This window comes from Microbacterium sp. SGAir0570 (genome assembly GCF_005491085.2).
Taxonomy (GTDB): domain Bacteria; phylum Actinomycetota; class Actinomycetes; order Actinomycetales; family Microbacteriaceae; genus Microbacterium; species Microbacterium arborescens.
In genome coordinates this window covers 1,580,489-1,606,481 of sequence record NZ_CP027929.1, presented here as the reverse complement: position 1 = coordinate 1,606,481, position 25,993 = coordinate 1,580,489, and the positions used below count along the sequence as shown (strand labels likewise).

The following is a 25,993-nucleotide window of genomic DNA, read 5'->3' as shown; positions in this document are numbered from 1 at the left end:
AGTATTTGGAGTACGTCGCTTTGGCAATTTGGGACACATGGAAGACCGTAACGCGGGCCGCCGAGGTCATCGCGGACGGCGGCGCTTTCGTCATCCCCTCGCGCGAGGTTTCAGGCCGCGCCGTCTCGCCCGAGGACGCCCTAACTCTTCCCGAGGTCTACCGCGCCTTCTCGCTCATCTCGACCGCGATCAAGCAGCTCTCCCTAGACGTTTACCGCGGCGATGAGCGGCTGGACCCGAAGCCCGCGATCGTCCGCGCGCCCAACGTAGATATGAGCGTCGGCGAATTCCTCGAACTCGTCACGAACTCCCTCACCGCGCAGGGCAACGCCTACCTCCTCATCGACCGCGACTCTTCGGGCCGCGTCGTGAACTTCACCCCGCTTGACCCGCGCAATGTCGAGCCGGACATGAACGCCTTCGGCACAGTGACGCACTACAGAGTCGCAGGACGAACGACGCCCGTCCCTTCGCGCGACATGGAGCATCTGAAGCTCAACCGGATGCCCGGTCGCGCGAAGGGCCTCGGGCCTATTCAGGCGGCACAGGGCACCCTCCGCGGCGCGCTCGATGTCCGCGACTACGCCGCGAACTGGTTCCACGACTCCGGCCTACCCGCAGGCGGCTACTGGTCCACCGACAAGCCTCTGGTGCCCGCGCAAGCGGAACTCAACCGGGAGGCGCTGACACGTGCCACGCGTGACCGCGAGGGCGCTCCCATGGTTGGTGACGGCTTCAAGCTCGTGCCGTTCTCGCTCTCCCCCGAGGATGCGCAGTGGCTCGAATCTCGGAAGTACAACACGACCGATATCGCCCGACTCTTCGGCGTGCCCGCATCCCTCATGCTCGCGGTCCTCGACGGCAACGCGCAGAGCTACCAGAACGTCTCTCAGGAACTCACCGGGTGGGTGAAGTTCGGCCTCGCGCAGTACACGACCGAAATCGAGGAGGCGCTATCTCGCGCCCTCCCCCGCGGTCAGCGCGTCCGCTTCAACTTCGAGGCCCTTCTCCGCGGTGACACCGCCGAGCGCTACGCCGCTCACGAGTCCGCGCTTCGCGCCGGATGGATGACCCCGGATGAGGTGCGCGCCATCGAGAACCTTCCCCCGCTCCCCGAGCCCGAACCGGCCCCCGCTCCCGCCCCTGAGGTAGTCGAGCCCGAGGCCCCCGAAACCGAGGAGGCCGTCGATGTCTGACCTCGAAACCCGCGAAGCGACTCTAGAGTTCCGCGCCGACGAGAACGCCGATGAAGGTGTGATCGAGGGCTTCGCCGTCCCTTACGGCGAGATCGCCGATATCGGCGGACAGTACCGCGAGAGCTTCGAGCGCGGCGCGTTCGACGGCTCGCAGGACATCAAGCTCTACCGCGATCACAAGACGATCATCGGGCACGTCCTCGAAACCGAGGACCGTGACGGCGGTCTATGGGTCCGCGCGAAGGTCGCCCTCTCCGACCTCGGGCGCGACACCCTCGCCCTCCTTCGTTCGGGCGCACTGAACCGCTTCTCGGTGGGCTTCGTCCCCCTCTCTCAGCGCACCTCAGACGCCGGTGTCGTCGTGCGCACCAAGGCCCTTCTACGCGAAATCTCCGTAGTCGAACGTCCCGCATACAGCGGGGCATCCATCCTCAGCGTTCGCGAGGAATCAACCCCCATCAATGGAGAACACACAATGACTGATTCAGTCTCTCCCGCGGACGTGAACGAGCTCCGCGGCCAGGTCGAGGACATCGAGCGCCGCTTCGAGACCTTCACAACTTCCGCCCCCGCGGCTCCCGCCGTGGACCGCCGCTCTGCCGGTGCCGTCATCAAGGCGATGGTCTCGGGCGACGCCGAAACGATCGACGCCTACAACCGCGCACAGGAGCACCGTCACGACGAGCTTCAGCAGCGCGACTTCAGCGGCGCGGTCATGGCCGACGCCCCGGTTCGCGCCGAGTACGTTCAGAACCTCACCCGCCTATACGACAACACCTCGGGCGTTCAGGCCCGTCTGTTCTCGCGTGGGACCCTGCCCGCTACAGGCAAGACCGTCGAGTTCGTTCGTCTGGCTACGAACACTCTCAAGGTCGAGGAGCAGGTCAACGAAGGCGACACTCTCGCTTACGGCAAGCTGACCTTCGAGGACGACTCCGCTCCGATCAAGACGTTCGGCGGATGGACCGAGCTTTCGCGTCAGGCTATCGAGCGTTCGAGCATCCCCGTGCTGAACACCACCCTTGAGGCCCTAACCATCGAGGCCGGTAAGCGCAAGAAGATCGAGCTACGCAAGGCCGTCACCGATGTCATCAACGCGCGCAAGGCCATCACCGCAAACGGTGGCGTCGTCGTCCTCGGCTCGACCCTCGCCGCATCCGAGGCGGGCCGTTGGGAAGACGCCCTGATTGACGCTGCCATGCGCTTCGATCTGCTCAACGCAGCACCCGAGGCCCTGGTTGTCTCGGCTTCGGTCTTCAAGAAGCTCCGCAGCCTGACCGTCTCGGGCGAGCGCGTCTTCACGGTCGCCAACGGCAACCACACCGGTTCGCTGAACCTGCCAGGCCTGACGGGCAACCTCGCCGGCCTTCCCGTCTACCTGGACGCCGGTCAGACCGGGGATGAGGCCTACTTCCTGAACGGTCGCGCAATCAAGCAGTACGACAGCGCTCTGTTCTCGCTCTCGGACGAGAACATCACGAACCTGACCAAGCAGTTCTCTGTCTACTTCTACGGCGCGATCGCCGACGAGTTCCCTGAGCTAATCGTTCCCGTGAAGCTCGCCGCATCTTGAGGCACCGACGATGACAACTCTCGCTGACCTCAAGGCGTATCTCGATATCGAGAGCACGAAGGACGATCCGTTCATCAGTGCGTGCGCCGCGACCGCTGACGTGCTCATCGCGCAGCACGTCGGCCTCGCCGTGGTGCCCGAGGAAATCCTCGACCGAGCCGCGCTTGAGGTCGGCGCAGAGTTGTTCATCCGACGCGCCACGCGTGGTGCGAACGCGGGCCAGATCGGGAACCTCGAAGGCCCGACCTTCCGCACGGCGCGCGACCCCCTCACGGGCGTGTACGCGATGCTCGCGCCCTTCGTGGGTCCGGGGGTGGCGTAATGAGCGTCCTCACCGAAACCCGGGAGGAGTTCGCGGCACTGGTAGCCGATGCGACCGGACTCCGTAAGTACGCCTTCGTGCCTGAGAAGGTCACCGAGTCCGCCGTCATCGTCGTGCCGGAGTCGCCCTACCTAACCCCGGGTCCGACGTTCGGCAAGGTCACCGTCCGGTTCGCCGCGGTGCTCGCGCTCCTCATTCGGGACAACGAAACAACAACCAACCGCCTCGATACCGCAGTAGAGAACGCCTACATCGCCGTCCTCAACTCCGGCTGGACCGTCGATGACATCAGCGATCCAGTCACCGCGACATTCGGCGGCGAAAACGGGCCGCGATTCCTCACGGTCACCATCACCGCTACGGCCCCCGTAGCTCTCTAACAAGGAAACAACAATGGCAGGTTCGACAAGAATCAAGGGCTCCGCCCTAGCCCTCAGCTTCGGGGGTACCGACTTCTGGGCAGACGCTACGAGCGTCGTCCTGGACAACGAAGAGGCGTCCTCGGACGTGACCACCTTCGCCGACGCGGCGGAGGGTGGCGCACGCCTTGAGTACTTCACCGTGGGCGCTATCCAGTCCACCGCGACCGGTTCATTCTGGTCGTACGTTCGCGAGAACGTGGGCCGCGAGGTCGCCTTCCGCTACGCCGTTCACGGCAACGCGGTAGCTACCGCCGATCAGCCGCACGTGACCGGCGTCGTGAAGATTCTCACCGCGCCCCCGCTCGGTGGCGAAGCAGGCGCAACGACTGAGTACACCTTCGAGACCCGTCTCGATGTTGTCGGCAAGACGACCCTCGACCGCGGCACCACGGGCGTTCCTTCGATCACGACCGCCCCGGCAACGGGCGCAGTCGGTGACTCGATCGTTCTCTCGGGTACTCGCTTCTCGGGTGCGACCGCCGTCAAGTTCGGCACGGTGAGCGCGAAGTTCGTAGCGGTCAGTGACATGACGATCGCCGCCACCGTTCCCGCGGGAACCGGTGCAGGCAACATCACCGTCACCAACGCCGCGGGCACGTCCGCCGCGTGGACCTTCACCCGGGTCTGATCCATGGCTGACATCACGATCTTCGGAACCGGCTCGGGTCGGGTGCGCGTCGAGGGGCTCTCCCGCTCGATGCGCGCCCTGTCCAAGGCCGGTGCCGATGCGCAGGACATGAAGGACCTCATGCACTCCATCGGCTCAATCGTGGTGGACGCCGCAGACGCTCCCGCCAAGAGCGGGGCACTCGCGGGCACCATTCGTGCCGGACGCGGCAAGACCAAGGCCGTCGTCCGCGCGGGTGGAGCCCGCACCCCATACGCCGGAGTCATCCACTACGGGTGGCCCGCACGAGGCATCTCGCCTCAGCCCTTCCTCACCGAGGCCCTTCAGGCCAACCGGAGCGCCGTGTTCGCAGCGCTAGAGGCAGGTATCGACGAACTGATTCAGAAGAACGGACTGAAGTAATGGCACTAGAACTGACCGCCCTAACGATGGGCGAGATCGCACAGATCGAGAACTACACCGGAACCGGCATCGACGCGATCGGCGAGCCCGGAGCACCGAAGGCGAAGTTCCTCACGATCCTCGCCTACCTCGGTAAGAAGCGCGAAGACCCGGAGTTCACACTCTCGCAGGCCGAGGCGCTAACTCTCGCGGAGGTCAACGCGATCACGGGTGCAGACGACGAGGCATGAACGCCGAGCCCACGCCGCACGAGAAGCGACTAGGGCAGGCGGTCGCGATCCTCGGGATGCGGCCGACCGACTATGAACGGCTGACGTTCGCCGAATGGCTCGCCATCTGCGACGCGTGGAACCAATCTCACAAGTAACCGAACACCCGGCGCGATCCGGGTCACCAACTAAGTGACGCACTCAACCACCCAAGGGGGGTGTCGTCACCGATGGCAAGTAACACCATCAACATCAGTGTTCTCGCGGACACAAAGAAGTTCGCCGCCGACATGGACAAGGCGTCCGGCGTACTCGGCAAGCTCGGAACCGGGCTGAAGGGTGTCGGCATCGCCGCGGGCGCGATGGTCGGCGTCACCGCCGTAGCCTTCGGCGCGGTCCTCGTGGATGCCTTCAAGGCCGTTGCCGAGGTCGAGCGCCTGACTGCTCAGACCTCCGCCGCCATCGCCTCTACGGGCGGTGCAGCGGGCCGCAGCGTCGATCAGATCACCGGGCTCGCGGACTCCCTTGAGCGCATGTCCGGCGTCGAGGCCGAGGTCATCCAGTCGGGGCAGAACATGCTTCTGACCTTCACCCAGATCAAGGGCACGAACTTCGACGCCGCCACGAAGGCCGCGCTCGACATGTCGGTCGCCATGGGCACGGATATGACCTCGGCGGCAACGCTCGTGGGTAAGGCGCTGAACGATCCGATCAAGGGTGTCGGCGCGCTCTCGAAGGTCGGCGTCCAGCTAACCGCCGATCAGAAGGCCATGGTCAAGCAGATGACCGAGGTCGGCGATGTCGCCGGGGCTCAGGGCATCATCCTCGGCGTCCTGAACGAGCAGTTCGGCGGGTCGGCTGAGGCGTTCGGTGGGACGTTCCTCGGAACCGTCGAGAAGGTCAAGAACTCCTTCGGCGCGATCACCGAGGCGTTCGTCGTCGGGCTACTCCCTGCCGCCACGGGCGTGCTCAACTTCATCAACGACGCCTTCGTTCGTCTCGCGGACTCCCCCGGCTTCGCCGCGGTGATCGAGAACGTGAACGCCTTCATCACTGGTCTTGTCTCTGGTGAAGCGCCCATCTCGGGATTCGCGCAGACGGTCATGACCCTCTGGCAGAACTTCTCACCGCTCGGGGTCGCCCTTCAGGTCATCCAGCCGCTCGTAGGCCCGCTGGTGGAGGCCTTCATGCAGTTCGCGACCGTGCTCGGCGGCGCGCTCATGTCGGTGCTGCCGACCGTGCAGGCCGTCATCTCCTCGCTCGTCGGACTCATGGCCGCACTCGTGCCAGTGATCATGCCCGTCATCACGGCGGTGCTCGGGCTCGTGACCCCGCTCTTCACCCTCATCGCGCCGCTCATGCAGCTTGTGCAGGCGGTGCTCCCGGTGCTCATCGCCGTCGTGACCACGTTCGCTCAGGTGATCGCCGCCGTCCTCACTCCGGTCATCGCGGCGCTCACCCCGATCATCCAGTCCGTCGTGGACGTGCTCTCGGGCGTCATCACCTTCCTGACCGGTGTCTTCACCGGCAACTGGGAACAGGCGTGGCAGGGCATTCAGGACATCTTCAAGGGCGTCTGGGAACTCATCGGGAACATCGTCGAGGGCGCGTGGGACATCATCGTCAGCCTCATCACGATGGCCGTCGAGGGCGTCCTCAACATCGTCAAGGCGTGGGGTCCGTCGCTCCTCAACTTCGTGCGCGACGCGTGGAACAACGTCATGGCCTTCTTCGGGTCAATCCCCGGCGCGGTCAAGGCCTTCTTCGTCGCCGCGGGCGTCTGGCTCGTGAACGCGGGTATGGACATCATCAACGGCCTCTCGAACGGTATCCGCGACACCTGGAACGGCGTCCTGGACTTCTTCGGGTCAATCCCCGGTGCCGTCATGAACGCGCTAGCGGGGGCCGGTAACTGGCTCCTCAGCGCAGGCCGCGACATCATCAACGGTCTGGTTCGAGGCCTCTCGAACGCGGCGGGCCGCGTCACCGACATGCTTCTCGACATCGCGGGCAACGCGATCGATGCGTTCAAGAACTTCTTCGGCATCGCCTCACCCTCGAAGCTCTTCGTCTCGTACGGAAAGTTCATGGTGCAGGGCCTCGCGAAGGGCCTGAACGGCTCGAACAAGCTGGTCGATTCGGCGATGGGTCGCCTGAGTTCTCGAGTGTCGAACGGCTTCGAGGCATCCCTCAACGTCTCCGCTGGGTACCGCACAGGCGGCTCGACCGCATGGAGCGCGCAGAGCGCCGCACCCGTTGTCAACGTGACCTTCCAGAGCACCCTTCCCCCGACTCCCGAGGACGGTCGCCGCGTAGTCGAGGCCATCCGTGAACACGTTCGCCTGGGCGGATCGGCGGCGTTCGCATGATCACCGAGCGCGCCCTACTCGGCACCCTCGCCATCCAGCTATTCGCCGAGGACATTCAGGAGTGGGAGGACTGGACCGCTGAGCTTCAGTCCCTCACGATTCAGCGCGGCGGAAAGCGAAACGGCGTCGGCGTATCCGTGGACCCTGGCACGCTTACGGCGGTCATCATCAACGCGGGCGACCCCGCCGACGACGGACGCATTCACCCGAACGCCCGCGTCCGGGTCGGGAAGCTGACCGAGGACGGACGCCTCGCCCCGATCTTCACAGGACGCGTCGCCGACGTGTTCGCGACCGTCAGCTTCGACAAGGCGTCAGGCGCGGAGACCCTGCGCGTGACCTTGAGCGCGGTTGATTCGGTCGCCGCGCACGCGAACACGACCCGTTACGGCGTCGTGAGCGACCCCGAGACGTGGGCGCAGCGCATCACCCGACTCGCCGACTCGGCACTAACTGAGGTTGTTCTCCCCGAGGACGACTCCCCCCTCGTGAGGACTCTCTAAATGGACGTGAATATCGGCAACACCACCCGCCGCGGGCGGTGGACTGACGCGACCGTACGCGAGAGCGTGGGCCTGCCAACCGGACGCCGCATGGCGAACGGACAGGCCGGAATCCTCGTGTGCGACGTGTGGACCGCAGTCTCAGGACGCGGCGCATCCCGCACGGTCACGGTTGCGGTCGGCGGCTCGTCATGGACGGGCACCCGAGGCGCATCCGGGCAGGCCGACGACACGGGCGTGCTCGATTCGAGCAACTGGTACACCACCGCAACCTCAGCCGAGTTCCGCATCTCACCGCAGGGCTCCATCTGGTTCGGCGGTCGCGAGGGCGGCTCTGCGCGAGACGACAACGGCACCCGATGGGACACCGGTCTATCGGGCGGCTTCCGCTGGTATCAGGCCCCGACCGCGCCCCGCAACGCGCGCGTCACGGCAACCGGCCCCGGGTCGGTTCGCGTGGACTGGGACGGCCCCGCCGATGACGGCGGGGTGGGACTCACCGGCTGGCACGTAGAGGTCGCAACGGATTCCGGCTTCACCCAGAACAAGCAGGCATCGGGCGGCGGCACCTTCTCCGTGCCGGTCGGCTCAACCATTTACGCCCGCGTGGCAGCGAAGAACCTCGTCACCGAGGCCGCGGGAACCGTCTCTGAGTTCTCCAACACTGCCTCGGTGCGCCTTGCCACCGCGCCCGCAGCCCCCGGCGCACCGGCTCTCACCCAGCGCGGCGGACGCACATTCCGGGCAACGTGGACCGCGCCCGCAAACGGCGGCGCACCGATCACCGGCTACGCGGTGCAGACCGCGAACAACTCGACGTTCACGGCACCGAAGACCGTCACCACCTCGGGCACCTCTGCCGACGTGACCGACCTTCCGGCAGGCTCCGACATGTTCGTGCGTGTCCGCGCCGACAACGCCGCGGGCGCGAGCGCGTGGGGACCGGCAACCTCCCTCACCCTCGCCACCGAGCCGGGGCGACCGCTGAACCTCAAGGTCACTCAGCTATCCCCCACGGACGTTCGCCTGACGTGGGACGCTCCGACCTCGGACGGCGGCGCACCGATCACGGGCCACGTCGTTCTCGTCAACGACCGTGACGCCAATTGGATCGGTGCACAGTGGATCGTCTCCGGCCCCGAGCGCACCTTCACCCTGAAGGATCGTCGCCCCGGGTCCGCGTACTACGTCAGAGTCGCGGCGAAGAACATCGCCACCGCCGAAGGCCCCGACTTCCTCACGGACCCGGTGCGCGTCGTCATGCGCGAGAACCTGGATCACGCCCCCTGGACCGGCTTCATCCCCGAACCGAGCGGGCTCATCCAGCTAGAGGCGGACGGTGTGCGGCGCGGGTCGCTGTACACCGTCGATCCCGCCCCGGTCGGCCTGATCCGCGAGACCCAGGCGAAGACACCTTCGACTGAGGTCAACGTGGCGGAGTTCGGAATCGGCATCCGCCGCGCCGTGGACGGGCTCACCCCGGGCCGCACGTACACCGTCCGCGCCACCGCCGTAGCGCTCGCCCCCGCCGCGGTGGATAACTACGCGATCGGCGTCGAGGGTTTCGGCTTCGCCCCGTTCGGTGACCTCGAACAGCCGGGCGAAACGACCCCGCTCCCTGAGTTCCAGTTCGTGGCGACCGCCGAGACGCACGTCGTCGTCATCGCGTCCGAACCGGTGTGGGGGCAGATCGAGGGCTTCGTGGAGGCGACCGGCTTCTATGGAGTCGAAATCACTGAGGACCGGTCGGCGTCCCCGTACCGTCTCGGCAGCACGGTCTATGAGTCGAGCCTCGCAAATCACTTCTCCCTCGCGTGCAACTCGGTTGGGGCGGCGTGGTTCGTGGATGCATCCGACCGCGCGCAGTTCCGCCAGTTCCCGAAGGACTCACCCGTTCGAGCCACCTTCTCCGATACCCGCGCCCCGGGCTATTTCGAGTACATCGACGCGCAACAGTCGTGGGACACGAAGAACACGATCACACACCTCGACAGCTCGAACCGTGAGACTGACCCGCTGACCGGCGATGACTTCACCCGCAGCAACACGTTCTTCCTGCGCGACAGTATCGACCTCCTCGGCGTCCGCAAAGCGGCACTCGAAACCAACATCTCGACCCCGCTTCGCCTCGCGAACCTCGTCCGATTCCCGACCGAGCACGTCAAGTATTGGTCCCGCCTCGACGGTCACAAGTCCTGGTCGATTCGCGCCGGGGAGACTGAGACGATCCTCCGCGCAATCGAGGGCGGGAACACACGGGTCGAAATGGGGCGTAGTACGTCCCTAGCCCCCGACCTCCCCGCGTATCAGCGGGTGCCTACGGCACTCGTCAATCCCGGCACGCCCGTCTACGCCTCGATCGAGGTCGAGGGCTCGAACCTGATCACCTCGGGGCAGATCAAGCTGACGTGGCTTGACGGCAGCCGAAAGCAGGTCGCGGCGACCGTGGAGAACAGCGGCACCGTCTCCATGTGGCCCCAGACGTACGCGATTGGCCCGGTGGTCCCGCCCGCGGGCGCGACTCACGTCATGCTGTCGGTCACGTTCGGAGGCCCCTCAGTGCCCGCGGGTGCCGAGGTGAAGGTGCGAAAGCCTCTCCTCGTGGAGGCCGATACCGCTATGCCCTATGTCGATGGCGAGACGGAGAACACCCGCCAAGAGGAGTATGCCTACCTCGGCGACCACGGGGTGACCATCGCCAACGACGTGAGTCTTCTATGGCGGCGGATGGTCGAGGTCTTCGAGGATCACGCCAGTACCTCATACCGCGTGAGTTCGATCCGATGGAACGCGCAGGAGAGCCCCGACCTCGCCGCGCAGCTTGAGATTCAAGACCGGATCACGATCCTTCGCCGCGGCGTCGAGGTCACCGACTATCGGATCGTCGGGCGTCGAGATGAGGCGGACGGATCGCGATGGATCGTCACCCTCGATGTCGTGCCCAACGAGGCCGCATAGACCCCCGGGGACCGTTCTTCCCGGGTAGACAAAATGACGGAACGACAGAGGCCCCCCGGCTTCATGCTGGGGGGGCTCTCTACACACAAATGCTCACCGGCGCGGGGTGGTCATCGGCGTGTCGCGGTAGCCAGAACTCGCGATTCGTCCCTACTGTTGTAGATGAGCAGCCGCTCAACCACAACTGAATAGCAAGGAGGCTCCATGGACGAAATGGAACCGAAGCCGAACGCACTCCTCGACCAGCTGAACAGGCTGTTAGCGCAGCCTGTGGTCATGATCGCGGTCGTCTGGCTAGTCTCACGCTAGCTCTCAGAAGCTCCCCGTCGTTACCGCTCGCGGTTCCGGCGGGGAGTTTCGCTGTTAACTTCTGCTTCACAGCGTAGTACGTGACGCCTCGGGACAACATCATTGAGACAAGATTCTTTACAGGCGTGTTGTCCCAGATTGTTCCGCACAGGCTTCCACGGGCATTCGCAGCCGCTACGACAGCGGTTCGTACAGCCTGCGAGCTACGTAGTCTTCGCATCGTTCTAGGAACTCCTCGCGTCTCAGACGCTCGTAGGGCGTCCAGAGTTCGGGACGGTGCGTAGATGTCCTCGCCGTTCCGCATCACGCGCTCCCACGGCGGCTCCGAACCCGCCCGCACATACAGCCGTTCGTGTGCTCAGCACCGGAGTTGAGGTCGGGGTAAGACATGCGGCGAACTCAAGGGGCACCACCGACACCCGAGCAGCGACCACACAAACGAAACGGCTGCACGCGTCCGAGGACAGGTGCAGCCGAGTCGCCGTTCCCGGATGTCAGACCCGGAAAGTCGTTCCGCAGTACGCGCACCGCACGTTGCCGTGACGCCGAACCACGTAGGGACCCAACTTCACGCGGCAGCGGGAGTTCGGGCAGATGAAGATGCGACCGTTTGCCATGACCGCAGCCTTACTGGAATGCCGCCACGTCAATGATGGTTGCGTTCGGCGCGATGCGCTTGACGGACGCGATTCCATCCTTGGCGGCCTGCTTGGTGGTGTATGTCTCGGACGTAGCGACCACCTCGCCGTTGTCCGCTTCCAGCGTCCAGTAGAACTGCGTCTTGTCGCTGGTCTTGTAGAGATTGAACAGAGCCATCTTGATCCTCCTGGATCATCGGTTTGACCCGTGACTGCCGGAGGAAGGTAAGCTCGAAGTCTCTGTAGCGGAGAAACTACGGCCCACGATCCGGCATCGCCGACGTGGGTCGTTGTCTATGTATCGGCGATGAGTCCAATACTACATATGGGTGCCGACATCGGGGGGCACCACAAGGGGTAGTAGTTACAAGTCTGTAGTTTTGCACCGCTCTCCCCAGGTACAACACATCTTGTCCACCGCTTCATCCAGACATCGAGCGGGCGCGGGAGTCGGAAACTCCCCCGTGAATACACGGCTCTCCGCGCACAGGGCGCAGACTGTCCACAGTTCGGACGGTAGCTCGCGCACGCGACACCAGTTGTCTACGCGTCCGCTTCATCGGCGTGTCGTTGTGGCGTGTCGTGCTCCCGGTCCCGATGCGATGGATGGGGCTGTGGGCCATGCGCCGCACGCTCCCCGACACCGTGAACCGACCGCAGAGTTCGGCTTTCTTGACATATCTGTGCTTCCGTTGCAAGAAACGCCACTTCGTCGGCGCCGTGCCGCATGGCACCTCGCTCACGACCACGCCACGGCGCGACACGTCCGTCAGCAGGCCGGCGTGCCCCGACGGGTACGCCTTGTCGACGCCGCCGGCCAGCACGGCGATCGTGACGCCGTCGACCGCGAGGCACGCCCGGTGCGCCGCTGCGTCGATGCCGATGGCGGCACCCGAGACGATCGTCGCACCGCCGACGGCGAGGTCTCCCGCGATCTCCCCCGCGACCTGCACCCCGTATGGCGTCGCAGCACGGGCGCCCACGAGCGCGACAGCCGTCGAGCTCGTCGTCGCCTTCCCCGCCGTCGCGAGCTCGTCCGTGTGCCCGCGTGCCCACAAGGCGACAGGAGCATGGATGCCGAGCTCGTCGACGTGCGCCGGCCACGCCGCATCCTCCGGGACGACAAGCCTGACGCCCACCCGCCGGGCCCGCTCGATCGGATAGTGATGGTCATCCTGGCGCGGCCGCCAGCGGGCACACGCGCGGCGCCAGTCCCCCACGCTCAGGTCGAGTTCCGGCGGAGGCGCGTCATCGCGCAGGGCGCAGTCGAGCGCACGGGCAGCTCCCAGCCGTTGGATCGAGAGTCCGGCGACGCCGTCACCGGGTTCCGCGAGCACCGACCACCGGGCCCGGGCCCAGCGCTCCTCACGGCTCTCGGGGTCCTCGAGGTCGTCGGCAGGCACGAGCCCCGCCAGCGCGGCGCGCGCGTCGTCGCCGCTCACTGCTGCAGCCCCTTCTTGAGGAACAGCGCGCGCCCGACGTCACCCGCGGTCAGGCGCTCGCGACCGGCGAGGTCGGCGACCGACCACGCCACCCGCAGCACCCGGTCGTAGCCGCGCAGCGTGAGTGCGCCGCGCTGGAGCGCCGCATCGAGCGGAGCGCGGACGCGCGGCTCGGGTGCAAGCGGTCCATCGCGCAGCCAGGCTCCGGAGACAGCGGCGTTCGTCCGCCAGGGCGTCGCCGCCAGCCGCGCTGCAGCCCGCGCTCGCGCGGCCGCGACCTGCTCCCGCGCTTCGGCCGTGGTCATGTGCGCAGGAGCGCGCGCCGTCAGGTCGGCCAGCGAAACCCGCGCGAGCGAGAGCTCGATGTCGATGCGGTCGAGCAACGGACCCGAGAGGCGCCCCAGATAGCGACGGATCGCGAGCGAGGGGCACGAGCACGTGCCGCCGCGGACGCCGTACTGTCCGCACGGGCAGGGGTTGGTGGCGAGGACCAGCTGGAACCTCGCCGGAAGCGTCGCCCGGAACCCCGCCCGGTGGATGTCGATCGATCCTGCCTCGAGCGGCTGACGGAGAGAGTCCAGCGCGTGGGCACTGTACTCCCCAGCCTCGTCGAGGAACAGCACGCCTCCACTCGCCCGAGCGATCGCTCCCGGCCGCAGCGACCTGCTGCCACCGCCAACGAGCGCCGTGACGCTCACGCTGTGATGCGGCGCCTCGAACGGAGGCACTCTGCTCAGGCTGTCGACGACCGTGCCCGACAGCGAGCGTATCGATGCCACCTGCAGGGCGGTCTCGTCATCGAGCGCGGGCAGGAGCCCGGGCAGGCGGCGTGCGAGCATGGTCTTCCCAGCACCGGGCGGACCGCTCATGAGCAGATGGTGGCCGCCGGCTGCCGCCACGACGAGCGCGTCGATCGCCTCCTCCTGCCCCCGGATGTCCGAGAGATCGTCGACAGGCAACCCGTCCCCGCTCGCTGCGTCCGCGGCCGGTACCGGCACCTCGGGAACCGCCTCGTCGTCGCCATCGATCTCGAGCCCGTGCCAGCGCGCGACGCCCGCAAGGGTGCGGCATCCGACGACGCGAATCCCGTCGACGAGCGCGGCTTCGGCTCGGCAGGCCTCGGGAACGATCACCGTCCGTCGTCCCGCCCGTGCCGCGGCGATGACAGCGGGCAGCACGCCCGGAACCGGGCGGAGGCGCCCGTCGAGGCCCAGCTCGCCGATGTGGACGGTGTCGGCGAGCGACGCCGGGTCCATCGGCAGCTCTGTCGCCAGCGCAGCCGCCGCGATGGCGACGTCGAAACCCGCCCCCTGCTTCGGCAGGCTCGCCGGCGAGAGGTTGACCGTCACGCGACGCCGCGACAGCGGCAGCCCGCTGTTCTGGCAGGCGTTGTGCACGCGCTGCTGCGCCTCGGCGAGGGCCCGGTCGGCGAGACCGACGATGCGGAACGCGGGCGTCTGATTCGACAGGTCGGCCTCGACCTCGACGAGGTCGCCCACCAGACCCGTGAGCGAGACCGCCCACGTGCGGCCGAGGCTCACCGCAGATCCTCGACGTGCTCGAGCACCGCAGCCTCGACGTCGTCGCCGGTGATGCCGATGACGTCGAGGCGTATCCGGCGCCCGCGCACCTCCCCCGGATGCGCGGCGATCCACGCGCACGCGAGGCGCCACAACCGGTCCTTCTTGCGATCATCGACCGCCTCGAACGGGTGGCCGTACGCCGCGGTCCGCCGGGTCTTGACCTCGACGATGACGAGCTCGTCGCGCGACACCGCGACGATGTCGATTTCACCCTGCCGATCGCGCCAGTTGCGGTCGAGTATCTCGTAGCCGAGGCGGGTCAGGTGCCGCGCAGCCCGCTCTTCACCGGCGCGGCCCCGGTCGTCTTTCGCTGCCATACGCGAACTCTCGCGGGGCGGCGGAGAGCCTGGTGGCCATAGCCCCGCGACCGTGCAGAACGGGCTCGGAGACGGTCCTGGGGAGGAAGGTCAGCTGTCGAGCGAGAGCTCGTCGGGCAGCTCGAAGTCGCGACGCTGAAGCTCCTCGACGTTGACGTCCTTGAAGGTCAGCACCCGCACGGACTTCACGAAACGATCGGCCCGATAGATGTCCCAGACCCAGACGTCGTTCATCGTCAGTTCGAAGTAGAAGTCGTGCTCGGTGTCGCGCCGGACGACATTGACGTCGTTCGCGAGGTAGAAGCGACGCTCGGTCTCGATCACATACTGGAACTGCGAAACGACGTCGCGGTACTCCTTGTAGAGCGCCAGCTCCAGCTCGCGGTCATAGTCTTCGAAGACTTCGTCATCCATGGTGCTTCCATCCTAGGCGGCGGCAGCACGACGTTCTCGTCCGGGCGACCCAGGGCACCGAGGTCAGAAGAGCGTCGGCGCGTCGGCGATCGCCCACGACGCCCGGTGATGACGCGATAACCCGTGCTCACGGATCGCCGCGCGATGGAGCGCGCTGGCGTAACCCTTGTTCCGCGCCCACTCGTACATCGGCGTCTCATCGTGCAGGTCGGTCATATGGGTGTCGCGGTCCACCTTCGCGATGACCGATGCCGCCGCCGCACTGGCGCAGTCACGGTCGGCCTTGATGATCGTCTTCACGTTCAGGCCCGGTCCGGCCATCGGGCTCACGTAGTCGTGGTTGCCGTCCAGGATGACGACGGTCTCCGGGGCGAAGGGGTCGACAGCACCGAGACCCTGGATCGCTCGGACTGCAGCGAGTCCGAGCGCCCGCACGATCCCCATCTCGTCGATCTCTCCCGGCGTGGCCGACCCCACCGCCGACGCCATGACCCAGTCGGCTGCTCGCAGCGCCAGCTCGGGCCGGCGCAGCTCGGTCACGAGTTTCGAGTCGCGAAGCCCCTCGGGGATCCGGCGGCGCGCGCAGCGCGCGTCGAGCACGGCGGCACCGACCGAGACCGGGCCCGCCAACGCACCGCGCCCGACCTCATCGAGAGCGATGACGAACTCGTGTTCGCGCAGCAGCCGCCGTTCGACGGTCAGCCGGGGCGCGACGACGGTCATCGTCCTTCGGGCGCGGGCACACCCGCGAAGACGTCGTGGTGGAAGTCGATGAGGCCGAAACGGTCGAGCGGCCAGGTGATGAGGAAGGCGCGCCCCACGACGTTGTCGAGCGGGACGAACCCCTGCGAAGGCTGGTCGCGGTTGTAGCGCGAGTCCCGCGAATGATCGCGGTTGTCGCCGAGCACCCACAGCGAGTTCTCGGGCACCGTCACGTCGAACGGCACCTCCTGCGGAGCCGATTGCCCGTCCGCGAGCGAGACGTACGAGGACTCGTCGATGGGAACGTCGTTCACCGTGATCTGGCCGACGGCATTGCAGCAGACGACATGGTCGCCCGGCATCCCGATGATCCGCTTGATCAGGTGATCCTTGCTGTCGGGAGCCGACAACCCGACGACGGAGAGCACCCAGTCCATGCCCTCCACGAGCGGCGGGCGGGCGGGCTCGACCGTGGCCGGGAGCCATCCACCGGGGTCGCGGAAGACGACGACGTCGCCGCGGGCATACCCGCCGAATCGCGGCGTGAGCTGGTCCACCAGGATCCGGTCGTCCTTCAGCAGCGTCCGCTCCATCGACCCGGATGGGATGTAGAACGAACGGACGAGGAACGTCTTGACCAGGAACGACACTGCGAGTGCGATGGCGACGATCGCGAGGATGTCGCGAAGCAGCAGGCCGAGGCGACGTGATCGTGAACGCGCAGGCTTCGGCGCCTGCGCGGCAAGGTCATCGGTGGTCATTCATCGCCTCTCATCCGACTCTCCCGCCGGGGAGCCTTACCCAGGGTCGCACATTCCGCGACCATCACCGGTCACCGCGCAGCGGAGACGACGGATGCCCCGAGCCTGAGCCCGGGGCATCCAGAGAATGCGTCGCTGCGATCAGCGGTCGCGCTTCTCCTTGATCTTGGCCTTCTTGCCACGCAGGTTGCGCAGGTAGTACAGCTTGGCGCGACGCACGTCACCGCGCGTGACGACCTCGATGTGGTCGATCACCGGGCTGTGGACGGGGAACGTACGCTCGACGCCGACCTGGAAGCTGATCTTCCGGACGGTGAAGGTCTCGCGCACACCGTCGCCGGAGCGGCCGATGACGACGCCCTGGAAGACCTGGATACGCGAGCGGTTGCCCTCCGTGATGTTGACGTGCACCTTGACGGTGTCGCCGGGGGCGAATGCGGGGATGTCGCTGCGCAGCGATGCTGCGTCGACGGAGTCGAGGATCTGCATGATCTGTTCTTCCTGCGACCGCCTCAGGTCGACCACGAGAGAGTTGAATAAGGATGCGGTGCCCCGGGCACCCGCCGGGCGCCGCTCCCCTGAGGCAGAGATCTGTCAGGGCACAAGCGTTCATTCTGCCATGCCGGGCCCGGCCGACCAAAACGTCAGCTGTCGCTGCGTCGGACCTCTTCGATGATCACGACCTTCTCGTCGGCACGACGTTCGGTCGTGGGCCGCATCGCCTCACGCAGGTAGGCGGGATCGGTGGCGACGGAGAACAGCGAGACGGGACGCGCTTCGCGGAAGAGCTGCCAGAGCGACACCCAGAAGACGCCGAGGAAGGCGGCGACTGCGGCGAGAAGCAGCGGCCAGAAGGCACCCTCGGGGTAGAACCCGATGGCGATGATGAGTGCGTGCCACAGCGTGAACACGAGTACGTCCCACCACGACAGCATCCGCGAGTGTCGAACGGTGCCCCGGGCCCGCACCAGCAACGTCGTCACGAGCTGACCGACGAGAACGGCCGGCACCGCGATGAACAGGACCCAGAGGAACACCCAGCCGCTCGCGCCCGAGATGGCCCAGCCCACCACGAGCCACAGCGGCAGCACCAGAGCCGCCGGAAGGAGCCAATGGAAGAGCGCGCGTCGCAGCCACATGCTCCCGATGCTACGCCGGTCCGGCAGGATAGAAGCTGAAGAGAGGATCACGATGATCGAGCTGCGCACCCCTGCCGAGATCGAAGCGATGCGCCCCGCGGGACGTTTCGTCGCCGAGACGCTGGCGACCCTCCGCGACGAGACGAAGGTCGGCACGAACCTCCTGGCGATCGACCGGCGCGCGCACGACCTGATCCGCCGCGCCGGCGCCGAGTCCTGCTACATCGACTACCACCCGTCGTTCGGCGCCAGCCCGTTCGGCAAGGTCATCTGCACGTCGATCAACGACGCCGTGCTGCACGGCCTGCCCCACGACTATGCCCTCCGCGACGGCGATCTCGTCACACTCGACTTCGCCGTCTCCGTCGACGGCTGGGTCGCCGACTCCGCGGTGTCGTTCGTCGTGGGAACCCCGCGCGACGAGGACCTCGCACTGATCGACACGACTGAGCGCGCTCTCGACGCGGCGATCGGCGCCGCCGTGGTCGGCAACAAGATCGGCGACATCTCCCACGCGGTCGCGACGGTCGCGCGCGCCGACGGCCTGTCGATCAACACGGACTTCGGCGGGCACGGCGTCGGACGCGAGATGCACGGCGACCCTCACGTGCCCAACGACGGCAAGCCGGGCCGCGGCTACCCGCTGCGTGCGGGTCTCGTCGTCGCGCTCGAGCCGTGGTTCCTGCAGAGCACCGACAAGCTGGTCACGGATGCCGACGGCTGGACGCTCCGCAGCGCCGACGGATCGCGGGGTGCGCACTCCGAGCACACCGTCGCCATCACCGCGGACGGTCCGGTCGTCCTCACCGACCGGTCGTTCCTCGGCGTCGACTGACGCTCCCTCGCCCCGACCGGCTTCCGGCTCAGGCTTCGGAGTCGTCCGCGGGAAGCAGGTCGGGACGGCGCTCGCGCGTCCGCTCGACCCGCTGGGCGTGCCGCCACTCCGCGACGCGCCCGTGATGCCCGCTGAGCAGGACGTCCGGCACATCGTGACCGCGCCACGATGCGGGCTTCGTGTACGAGGGGTACTCCAGCAGCCCGTCCTCGTGAGACTCCTCCACGAGGCTCTCGGGATTGCCGACGACGCCGGGGATCAGTCTCCCGATCGCCTCGATCATCGCCATCGAGGCGACCTCTCCCCCGTTGAGGACGTAGTCCCCGAGACTCATGAGCCGGACATCGCCGAGCGTCGCCGCGTAGGTGAAGACGCGTTCGTCGATTCCCTCGTAGCGGCCGCAGCCGAAGACCAGGTGCGACGCTCCGCTCAGCTCGCGCGCGGTGCTCTGCGAGAATCGCTCGCCGGCAGGCGAAGGGAAGATGAACGTCGGGCGATCGCCCGCGTCCGCCACGATCGCATCCAGTGCAAGCCCCCACGGCTCGGGCTTCATCACCATCCCCGCACCGCCGCCATACGGGGTGTCGTCGACGGTGCGGTGCCGATCGGCGGTGTAGTCCCGCAGGTCGTGCACGCGGACGTCGAGGAGGCCGGCGCCGCGCGCCTTGCCGAGAAGGGAGACCTCGAGGACGTCGAAGAATGCGGGGAAGATCGTGACGACGTCTACGCGCACGTCAGTCCTCGGAGGGGGCGTCGTCGCCGTCCCGGTCGGATGCCGCGCCGGAGGCGTCGTCAGCTTCCTCGGCCGGAAGGTCTTCGAACAGCCCCGCCGGCGGGGTCACGATGACCCGGCCCGCAGCGACATCCACTTCGGGCACGATCGCCTTGACGAACGGCACGAGGATCTCGGTGTCGTCGCCGTCGCGCTGGACGATGAGGAGGTCCTGCGCGGGGAGATGATCGACGCGTGCGATGCGTCCAACCCGCTCGCCGTCGCGCACGACGTCGAGGCCGACGAGCTGGTGATCGAACCAGGCGTCATCCTCGACCGTGGCGTCGCCGTCCTGGTCGACCCAGAGGATGGCCTTGACGAGGCTCTCGGCAGCATCGCGGTCGTTGACGTCCTCGAGGAAGAGAACGGGGTGCGAGTTCATCCACCGGAACTCGCGGACGGTCACGGACTTGCCGTGCCAGGGAGACGCCTCGGGGACCTGCAACGTGAACGTCGCGCCCGGCACGAAGCGGCCGTCGGGATCATCGGTGTAGAGCTCGAGCTTGAGTGCGCCCTTGAGGCCGTGCGCCTTGACGAGGCGCCCGACGCGCAGCTGTGTGCGAGCGGGGTCGGCGGCCATGTCAGTCGTCCGCGACGTCGACGCGAACGCGCGTGCCGTCGGCAAGCGCGGAGATCAGCGCCCGCAGCGCCTTGGCGGTGCGTCCGCCGCGCCCGATCACCCGTCCCCGGTCGTCGGGGTGCACGCGCACCTCGAGGACCTCGCCGCGGGGCGACGAGGAGGAACGGATGACGACGTCATCAGGATGATCGACGATCCCCTTGACGACGTGCTCGAGCGCGGCGGACAGCAACGGATTACTCCGCGTCGGTCGCGTCGGCGGCGGGAGCCTCGTCGGCGGGAGCCTCAGCGGCGGGCTCCTCGGCCTTCTTGGCGGCCTGCGGCTTGATGACCGACTTCTTCGACGCGTCTGCGACGAACTCGCCCTTGGCCTCGGCCGTGCGGACGGTCGAGACGGCGTTCTTGTCGCCCTTGAACTTGCCCCAGTCGCCCGTGAGCTTCAGCAGCGCGGTGACCTGCTCGGTCGGCTGAGCGCCGACCGACAGCCAGTACTGGGCGCGGTCGGAGTCGACCTTGATGATCGAGGGCTCCTCGGTCGGGTGGTACTGACCGATCTCCTCGATCACGCGGCCGTCGCGCTTGGTGCGCGAGTCGGCGACGACGATGCGGTAGTAGGGCGCGCGGATCTTACCGAGGCGCTTGAGACGGATCTTGACAGCCACAATTCTCCTGAGTGGTGTGATGTGAAGTGAACGTCGCCTGGAGCGTGGGGTGCACACCCGGCGGGAGCTCTGAGGGTGGACCTTCCCGCCGGATAGAGGGTCGAGCGAGCGGTCCAACCGTCTATTTTGCCAGATGATGACGGTCGTCGCGAACCGCACCGCACCGCGTGTCAGACTGAGCGCATGACGGTCCCCTTCGCCACGTCTGCCCGCTCCTCCGTGGGCATCGAGTGGGAGTTGATGCTCGCCGACCGCGACACCGGGGATCTCGCGCCCCGGGCGCCCGAAGTGCTCGCCGAGGTGGAGGATTCCTCCGCACTCGAGCGCTACACGATCACCGGCGAGCTGCTGACGAACACCATCGAGGTGACCAGCGGGGTCGGCGACACGGTCGCCGCGGCTGTCGACGACATCGATGACGCCATCCAGCGGGTGCGCGAATTCGCCGCACCGCGCGGCCTCGAGATGCTCTGCGCCGGAAGTCACCCCTTCGCCCGATGGTACGAGCAGCAGATCACCGACAAGACCCGCTACCACAAGCTCATCGAGCGGACCCAGTGGTGGGGCCGGAACATGATGATCTGGGGCATCCACATCCACGTCGGCGTCGAGGACGTCAACAAGGTGTTCCCCCTCATCAACGCACTGTCGCTCTACCTCCCCCACCTGCAGGCCCTGTCGGCGTCGAGCCCGTTCTGGGCCGGCGACCGCACCGGATACGCGTCCAACCGGGCCCTCGTCTTCCAGCAGCTGCCGACCGCCGGCCTGCCGTGGAGCTTCACACAGTGGAGCGACTTCGAGAGCTACCTCGACGGCATGGTCCGCACGGGCGTCATGGAGGACGCCTCGGAGGTGCGCTGGGACATCCGCCCCGCTCCCAAGTGGGGAACGATCGAGATCCGCGCCTGCGACGGGATGTCGACCCTCCCCGAGCTGGCGGCCGTGGCATCCCTCGTCCAGGTCCTCACCGAGCATCTCTCACGGCAGCTCGATGAGGGCCGCGAGCTCCCGACGATCCCGCCGTGGTTCGTCCGCGAGAACAAGTGGCGGGCAGCTCGGTACGGGCTGGACGCGCGTCTGATCGTCGATGCCGACGGCACTCAGCGCCACGTCGCCGACCACCTCCGCGACACGATGGCCGAACTCGAGCCGATCGCCGAAGAGCTGCACTGCGCGCGCGAGTTCCGTGGATTGAACACGATTCTCGATCAGGGGGCCAGCTACCTCCGTCAGACGCGCGTCGCGGATGCCGCCGACGGCGACCTTCGCGAGGTCGTCCAGCACCTGATCCGCGAGTTCCGCGACGGCCCCACGCTGCGCCAGCATTTGGCGAAGCCGGACGTCGGCCGCTGAGCCGGGCCCGCTCGACTCAGCCCTTGCCGAAGAGCTTCTGGATCTCGGCGAGGTCGGCCTCGCTCGGCTGAGCCTGCCCGGCTGCCCCCAGACCGAAGCCCGAGCCGGTCGGCGCGGTCGCGGTCGCGAGGCCCGCGTTCTCGGCGGCGCGCTTCGCGGGGTTGCCCGAACGGGAACCGCCCTTGTTCTTGGCCTGCTTGCCACGCTTGCTCGAGGCGCCGGGCTTGCCGCCCATCGGCCCCATCCCCGGGATGTTGGGAACGCCCCCGCGCGCGACCGTCTTCATCATCTTGGCCGCCTGCTCGAACCGCTGGACCAGCTGATTGACGTCGGTCACCGTCATCCCCGATCCGCGCGCGATGCGCAGGCGACGCGAGCCGTTGAGGACCTTCGGGTTGCGGCGCTCCGCGGGGGTCATCGACCGGATGATCGCCTCGGTGCGGTCGATCTCGCGCTCGTCGAACTGCTCGAGCTGCTGCTTCATCTGCCCCATGCCCGGCAGCATGCCGAGCATCTTCTTCATCGACCCCATCTTCTTCATCTGCTGAAGCTGGTCGAGGAAGTCTTCGAGCGTGAACTGCTCCTTCGCGAGCTTCTCGGCGACCGCGAGGGCCTCCTGCTCGTCGAACGCCTGCTGCGCCTGCTCGATCAGGGTGAGGATGTCACCCAGGTCGAGGATGCGGCTGGCCATGCGATCGGGGTGGAAGGGCTCGAGGTCGTCGAGGCCCTCGCCCGTGGAAGCGAAGATGATCGGGCGCTGAGTCACAGAGGCGACCGACAGAGCGGCACCGCCTCGGGCGTCGCCGTCGAGCTTGGAGAGGACGACGCCGGTGAAGTCGACACCCTCCTGGAACGCCTTGGCGGTGTTGACCGCGTCCTGACCGATCATCGCGTCGATGACGAATAGCACCTCGTCGGGATCGGTGGCCTTGCGGATCGAGGCGGCCTGCTTCATCAGCTCCGCGTCGACGCCCAGGCGTCCCGCCGTGTCGATGATGACGACGTCGTGCTGCTGGCGGCGTGCATGCTCGACACCGTCGCGTGCGACGCGCACGGGGTCGCCGACGCCGTTGCCGGGTTCGGGAGCGTAGATGGCGGCACCGGCACGCTCGGCCACGACCTGGAGCTGGTTCACGGCGTTCGGACGCTGGAGGTCGCACGCGACGAGGAGCGGCGTGTGACCGTCCTTCTCGAGCTGCTTGGCGAGCTTGCCGGCGAACGTTGTCTTTCCCGAGCCCTGGAGACCCGCGAGCATGATCACGGTCGGCGGGTTCTTCGCGAACTGCAGGCGGCGCTGCTCGCCGCCGAGGATGCCCACGAGCTCCTCGTTGACGATCTGGACGACCTGCTGCGCCGGGTTCAGCGCGCGATTGACCTCGTCGCCGAGCGCGCGCTCGCGCACCTTGGCGGTGAACTCCTTGACCACCGCGAGAGCGACGTCGGCGTCGAGAAGCGCACGGCGGATCTCACGGACGGTCTGGTCGACGTCAGCCGCCGAGAGCTTTCCCTTGGTGCGGAGATTCCGGAAGGTCTCGGTAAGACGGTCGGAGAGCGTGCCGAAAGTTGCCATGATCCCTCGATTCTATGCGAGAGGGCGACCCGGTCAGCGCCCCCGGACGATGGCGATAGCTCGCCCCATCTCCTGAGCCAGGTCGGCGCGCCCCGCTCCCCCGCGGGCCCACGAGCGGACGGCGCCGAGCACCGCACCGCCCCAGGCCGCGCCGAGGATGTCGGCTTCGAGTGCCGCCATCCCCGAGCGGTGAAGGGCCGCGGCGACGGCACGCGCGACGCGGGCGGCCCGCAACGCGGCATCCCGCGCGAGCTCGTCCGACAGTCCCATCGCGACGTCGTTGACGATCGCCAGCGCCAGGGCGTCGGGGGCGAAGCCTCGGGCGAGGTCGCCGATCGCAGACGCGACCTCGTCGGCACCGCCGGCGCCCCGCAGAGCGAGCTCGAGCGCCCCGATGCGCTCGTCGAGCCCCGACCACAGGACCGCCGACTTCGATGAGAAGTAGTTGAAGAAGCTCGACCGGCTGACACCGGCACGCCGGGTGATGTCGGCGACCGTCGTCGCCTCGTAGCCGCGCTCGAGGAACAGCTCGCAGGCGGCCTCCGCAAGGGTTTCGCGGGACGACACGCGAGGCCGGCCCGCGCGGGTGGATGACGTCACCATCACAGCCTAGGCGTGTCGTATTGTTGGACGCAGTCCAGTATCTCGAGGAGGATCCGTGCTCGATGTCCGCGTCGTGGGGCTCGCCCCCGCCGTCGTCCCCTATGCAGAAGGCTGGGAGCTGCAGCGCCGCGTCCACGACGCCGTGGTCGCCGGCAGCCCGGACACGCTGCTCCTCCTCGAGCACGAAGCGGTGTTCACCGCGGGCGCGCGTACCGAGCCCGCGGAGCGACCGACCGACGGGACCGCCGTCGTCGATGTCGATCGCGGCGGAAAGATCACCTGGCACGGCCCGGGACAGCTGGTGGGGTACCCGATCCTGCGCCTGCCCGAGCCCGTCGACGTCGTCTCGCACGTGCGGAGGCTCGAGCGGGTCCTCATCTCAGCCGTCGCGGACCTGGGCGTCTCAGCCCGGCAGGTGGCGGGCCGAAGCGGCGTGTGGGTGAGCCAGGACGGCCGCGACGCCAAGATCGCGGCGATCGGCGTCCGGGTTCAGCGCGGCGTGACGATGCACGGCTTCGCGCTCAACTGCGACAACGATCTCGCGCCGTTCGAGCAGATCATCCCGTGCGGCATCACCGATGCCGGCGTCGCCTCACTCTCCACGGTCCTGGCCCGGAGGGTCTCGCCCGCCGACGTGGTGGACACCGTCACGAGTCGCTTCCGCGCCGAGTTCGAGACGGCGGTCGCGGCATGAGCGGCGGCTGCGCCGTGCCCGCCGCTCCCGCCGCGGGCGGGCCGGAGGGACGCAAACTCCTTCGCCTGGAGGTCCGCAACGCGCAGACGCCGATCGAGCGCAAGCCGGAGTGGATCAAGACGAAGGCCCGGATGGGCGAGGAGTATCGCGCGCTCCACGACCTCGTGCGCGAGGAAGGCCTGCACACCGTCTGCCAGGAGGCGGGATGTCCCAACATCTACGAATGCTGGGAAGACCGAGAGGCGACCTTCCTCATCGGCGGCTCGCAGTGCACACGACGGTGCGACTTCTGTCAGATCGACACGGGTAAACCGGCCGAGTACGACACCGACGAGCCGCGGCGCGTCGCCGAAAGCGTCAGCCGGATGCAGCTGCGCTACGCCACGGTCACCGGGGTGGCGCGCGACGACCTCGCCGATGGCGGAGCCTGGCTGCACGCGGAGACGGTGCGACGGATCCACGCGGAGAACCCGGGCACGGGCGTCGAGATCCTCGCGACCGACTTCAACGGCGACCCGGCGCAGCTCGACGAGGTCTTCGCGTCGCGACCGGAGGTCTTCGCGCACAACGTGGAGACGGTCCCCCGCATCTTCAAGCGGATCCGACCCGCGTTCCGTTACGAGCGCTCGCTCGGCGTGATCACGCGCGCCCGTGACGCCGGACTCATCACCAAGTCGAACCTCATCCTCGGAATGGGCGAGACCCCCGAGGAGGTCGTGCAGGCGCTCCAGGACCTCCACGACGCCGGCACCGACATCATCACGATCACGCAGTATCTGCGGCCGACGCCTCGTCATCTGCCGGTCGACCGGTGGGTCAAGCCAGAGGAGTTCGTCGGCTTCCGCGAAGAGGCGGAGCGCATCGGCTTCCTCGGGGTTCTCGCCGGACCACTCGTGCGGTCCTCCTACCGGGCCGGGCGGCTGTGGGCGCAATCGATGACCGCCAAGGGCCGGGAGATCCCCCCGCACCTCGCGCACCTCGCCGACTCCGCGCAGTCCGGGTTCGCGCAGGCCGTCTGACGAGTCGCCGACCCGTCC

30 protein-coding genes are annotated in these 25,993 nt (G+C 67.5%); 15 read left to right on the top strand and 15 right to left on the bottom strand.

From position 1 onward, the window contains the following. Window positions 1-5 precede the first annotated feature (5 nt). From C1N74_RS07650 to C1N74_RS07605, 11 genes are read left to right on the top strand one after another with little or no spacing between them, the layout of a single operon-like run. Window positions 6-1,196 (top strand): phage portal protein, encoded by a 1,191-nt coding sequence (locus C1N74_RS07650; protein WP_137750288.1) that lies wholly within the window; start codon window positions 6-8, stop codon window positions 1,194-1,196. Beyond that, window positions 1,189-2,769: an HK97 family phage prohead protease gene (locus C1N74_RS07645; RefSeq protein ID WP_137750287.1), complete on the top strand. Its 1,581-nt coding sequence runs from the start codon at window positions 1,189-1,191 to the stop codon at window positions 2,767-2,769. The genes C1N74_RS07650 and C1N74_RS07645 overlap by 8 nt, the downstream gene beginning before the upstream one ends. A gap of 10 nt (window positions 2,770-2,779) precedes the next feature. Beyond that, on the top strand, window positions 2,780-3,091 hold the full coding sequence (locus tag C1N74_RS07640; protein ID WP_137750286.1) for a head-tail connector protein: 312 nt from the start codon (window positions 2,780-2,782) through the stop codon (window positions 3,089-3,091). Continuing rightward, window positions 3,091-3,471 (top strand): hypothetical protein, encoded by a 381-nt coding sequence (locus C1N74_RS07635; RefSeq protein WP_137750285.1) that lies wholly within the window; start codon window positions 3,091-3,093, stop codon window positions 3,469-3,471. Before C1N74_RS07640 ends, C1N74_RS07635 begins: the two co-directional genes overlap by 1 nt. A 13-nt stretch (window positions 3,472-3,484) precedes the next feature. Beyond that, window positions 3,485-4,141, top strand: coding sequence for an IPT/TIG domain-containing protein (locus C1N74_RS07630; RefSeq protein ID WP_137750284.1), 657 nt, complete (start codon window positions 3,485-3,487; stop codon window positions 4,139-4,141). Between the two features lie 3 nt (window positions 4,142-4,144). Continuing rightward, entirely contained in the window at window positions 4,145-4,543 is a 399-nt protein-coding gene (locus C1N74_RS07625; protein WP_137750283.1) for an HK97 gp10 family phage protein, read from the top strand. 26 nt (window positions 4,544-4,569) lie between these two features. Beyond that, a complete protein-coding gene (locus tag C1N74_RS07620) occupies window positions 4,570-4,773 on the top strand; it encodes a hypothetical protein (protein ID WP_137750282.1) in 204 nt (67 codons plus the stop codon). Further along, a complete protein-coding gene (locus C1N74_RS16400; RefSeq protein WP_181405593.1) occupies window positions 4,770-4,910 on the top strand; it encodes a hypothetical protein in 141 nt (46 codons plus the stop codon). Before C1N74_RS07620 ends, C1N74_RS16400 begins: the two co-directional genes overlap by 4 nt. A gap of 60 nt (window positions 4,911-4,970) precedes the next feature. After that, window positions 4,971-7,121, top strand: a complete 2,151-nt coding sequence (locus tag C1N74_RS07615; protein WP_137750281.1) for a phage tail length tape measure family protein — start codon at window positions 4,971-4,973, stop codon at window positions 7,119-7,121. Beyond that, a complete protein-coding gene (locus tag C1N74_RS07610) occupies window positions 7,118-7,624 on the top strand; it encodes a hypothetical protein (protein WP_137750280.1) in 507 nt (168 codons plus the stop codon). The genes C1N74_RS07615 and C1N74_RS07610 overlap by 4 nt, the downstream gene beginning before the upstream one ends. Next, window positions 7,625-10,582: a fibronectin type III domain-containing protein gene (locus C1N74_RS07605; protein ID WP_137750279.1), complete on the top strand. Its 2,958-nt coding sequence runs from the start codon at window positions 7,625-7,627 to the stop codon at window positions 10,580-10,582. Between the two features lie 936 nt (window positions 10,583-11,518). Here the strand turns inward: C1N74_RS07605 and C1N74_RS07600 are convergent. The 9 genes from C1N74_RS07600 to C1N74_RS07560 form a co-directional block, all read right to left on the bottom strand. Beyond that, window positions 11,519-11,707 carry a YegP family protein gene (locus tag C1N74_RS07600; protein ID WP_137750278.1) on the bottom strand — a complete coding sequence of 63 codons (189 nt, stop codon included), beginning with the start codon at window positions 11,705-11,707 and terminating at the stop codon, window positions 11,519-11,521. 244 nt (window positions 11,708-11,951) lie between these two features. Beyond that, entirely contained in the window at window positions 11,952-12,971 is a 1,020-nt protein-coding gene (locus C1N74_RS07595) for a DNA-processing protein DprA (protein ID WP_137750277.1), read from the bottom strand. Further along, window positions 12,968-14,512 carry a YifB family Mg chelatase-like AAA ATPase gene (locus tag C1N74_RS07590; RefSeq protein ID WP_137750276.1) on the bottom strand — a complete coding sequence of 515 codons (1,545 nt, stop codon included), beginning with the start codon at window positions 14,510-14,512 and terminating at the stop codon, window positions 12,968-12,970. The genes C1N74_RS07595 and C1N74_RS07590 overlap by 4 nt, the downstream gene beginning before the upstream one ends. Then, complete coding sequence (locus C1N74_RS07585) at window positions 14,509-14,871, bottom strand: YraN family protein (protein WP_023950961.1); 363 nt, start codon at window positions 14,869-14,871, stop codon at window positions 14,509-14,511. The genes C1N74_RS07590 and C1N74_RS07585 overlap by 4 nt, the downstream gene beginning before the upstream one ends. 90 nt (window positions 14,872-14,961) lie before the next feature. Continuing rightward, complete coding sequence (locus C1N74_RS07580; RefSeq protein ID WP_023950963.1) at window positions 14,962-15,285, bottom strand: DUF2469 family protein; 324 nt, start codon at window positions 15,283-15,285, stop codon at window positions 14,962-14,964. Between the two features lie 63 nt (window positions 15,286-15,348). Next, complete coding sequence (locus C1N74_RS07575; RefSeq protein ID WP_023950965.1) at window positions 15,349-16,008, bottom strand: ribonuclease HII; 660 nt, start codon at window positions 16,006-16,008, stop codon at window positions 15,349-15,351. Further along, window positions 16,005-16,748, bottom strand: coding sequence for a signal peptidase I (gene lepB, locus C1N74_RS07570; protein ID WP_137750275.1), 744 nt, complete (start codon window positions 16,746-16,748; stop codon window positions 16,005-16,007). The genes C1N74_RS07575 and lepB overlap by 4 nt, the downstream gene beginning before the upstream one ends. 141 nt (window positions 16,749-16,889) lie before the next feature. Continuing rightward, window positions 16,890-17,237: a 50S ribosomal protein L19 gene (gene rplS / locus C1N74_RS07565; RefSeq protein ID WP_023950969.1), complete on the bottom strand. Its 348-nt coding sequence runs from the start codon at window positions 17,235-17,237 to the stop codon at window positions 16,890-16,892. A 155-nt stretch (window positions 17,238-17,392) separates the two neighbouring features. Continuing rightward, a complete protein-coding gene (locus C1N74_RS07560; protein WP_064956776.1) occupies window positions 17,393-17,887 on the bottom strand; it encodes a hypothetical protein in 495 nt (164 codons plus the stop codon). A gap of 52 nt (window positions 17,888-17,939) precedes the next feature. Here C1N74_RS07560 and map point away from each other — a divergent pair, with 52 nt between their 5' ends. Continuing rightward, window positions 17,940-18,722, top strand: coding sequence for a type I methionyl aminopeptidase (map, locus tag C1N74_RS07555; protein ID WP_023950973.1), 783 nt, complete (start codon window positions 17,940-17,942; stop codon window positions 18,720-18,722). Window positions 18,723-18,750: 28 nt separating this feature from the next. Here map and trmD read toward each other — a convergent pair whose 3' ends face one another. Genes trmD through rpsP form a run of 4 tightly spaced genes read right to left on the bottom strand, consistent with a single transcriptional unit; the run spans window position 18,751 to window position 20,736 of the window. Then, complete coding sequence (gene trmD / locus C1N74_RS07550; protein ID WP_103840593.1) at window positions 18,751-19,455, bottom strand: tRNA (guanosine(37)-N1)-methyltransferase TrmD; 705 nt, start codon at window positions 19,453-19,455, stop codon at window positions 18,751-18,753. Window position 19,456: 1 nt separating this feature from the next. Beyond that, window positions 19,457-20,074, bottom strand: coding sequence for a ribosome maturation factor RimM (rimM, locus tag C1N74_RS07545; RefSeq protein ID WP_023950976.1), 618 nt, complete (start codon window positions 20,072-20,074; stop codon window positions 19,457-19,459). A 1-nt stretch (window position 20,075) separates the two neighbouring features. Continuing rightward, window positions 20,076-20,306 carry an RNA-binding protein gene (locus C1N74_RS07540; RefSeq protein ID WP_023950977.1) on the bottom strand — a complete coding sequence of 77 codons (231 nt, stop codon included), beginning with the start codon at window positions 20,304-20,306 and terminating at the stop codon, window positions 20,076-20,078. 4 nt (window positions 20,307-20,310) lie between these two features. Next, the gene (gene rpsP, locus C1N74_RS07535; protein ID WP_023950978.1) at window positions 20,311-20,736 is read right to left on the bottom strand and encodes a 30S ribosomal protein S16; all 426 of its coding nucleotides are present in this window, start codon (window positions 20,734-20,736) and stop codon (window positions 20,311-20,313) included. 183 nt (window positions 20,737-20,919) lie between these two features. Between rpsP and C1N74_RS07530 the strand changes: the two genes are divergently transcribed. Beyond that, window positions 20,920-22,089, top strand: coding sequence for a glutamate--cysteine ligase (locus tag C1N74_RS07530; RefSeq protein WP_023950979.1), 1,170 nt, complete (start codon window positions 20,920-20,922; stop codon window positions 22,087-22,089). Between the two features lie 16 nt (window positions 22,090-22,105). Here the strand turns inward: C1N74_RS07530 and ffh are convergent, their stop codons facing one another. Together ffh and C1N74_RS07520 are read right to left on the bottom strand one after the other, a co-directional pair. Continuing rightward, a complete protein-coding gene (ffh, locus tag C1N74_RS07525; protein ID WP_064956639.1) occupies window positions 22,106-23,659 on the bottom strand; it encodes a signal recognition particle protein in 1,554 nt (517 codons plus the stop codon). 33 nt (window positions 23,660-23,692) lie between these two features. Beyond that, window positions 23,693-24,259 carry a TetR/AcrR family transcriptional regulator gene (locus tag C1N74_RS07520; RefSeq protein ID WP_172407781.1) on the bottom strand — a complete coding sequence of 189 codons (567 nt, stop codon included), beginning with the start codon at window positions 24,257-24,259 and terminating at the stop codon, window positions 23,693-23,695. Between the two features lie 58 nt (window positions 24,260-24,317). On the opposite strand from C1N74_RS07520, the gene lipB reads away from it, so the two are divergent. Beyond that, on the top strand, window positions 24,318-24,956 hold the full coding sequence (gene lipB, locus C1N74_RS07515; protein WP_023950982.1) for a lipoyl(octanoyl) transferase LipB: 639 nt from the start codon (window positions 24,318-24,320) through the stop codon (window positions 24,954-24,956). Then, window positions 24,953-25,975 carry a lipoyl synthase gene (lipA, locus tag C1N74_RS07510; RefSeq protein WP_023950984.1) on the top strand — a complete coding sequence of 341 codons (1,023 nt, stop codon included), beginning with the start codon at window positions 24,953-24,955 and terminating at the stop codon, window positions 25,973-25,975. The genes lipB and lipA overlap by 4 nt, the downstream gene beginning before the upstream one ends. The last annotated feature ends 18 nt before the right edge of the window (window positions 25,976-25,993 follow it).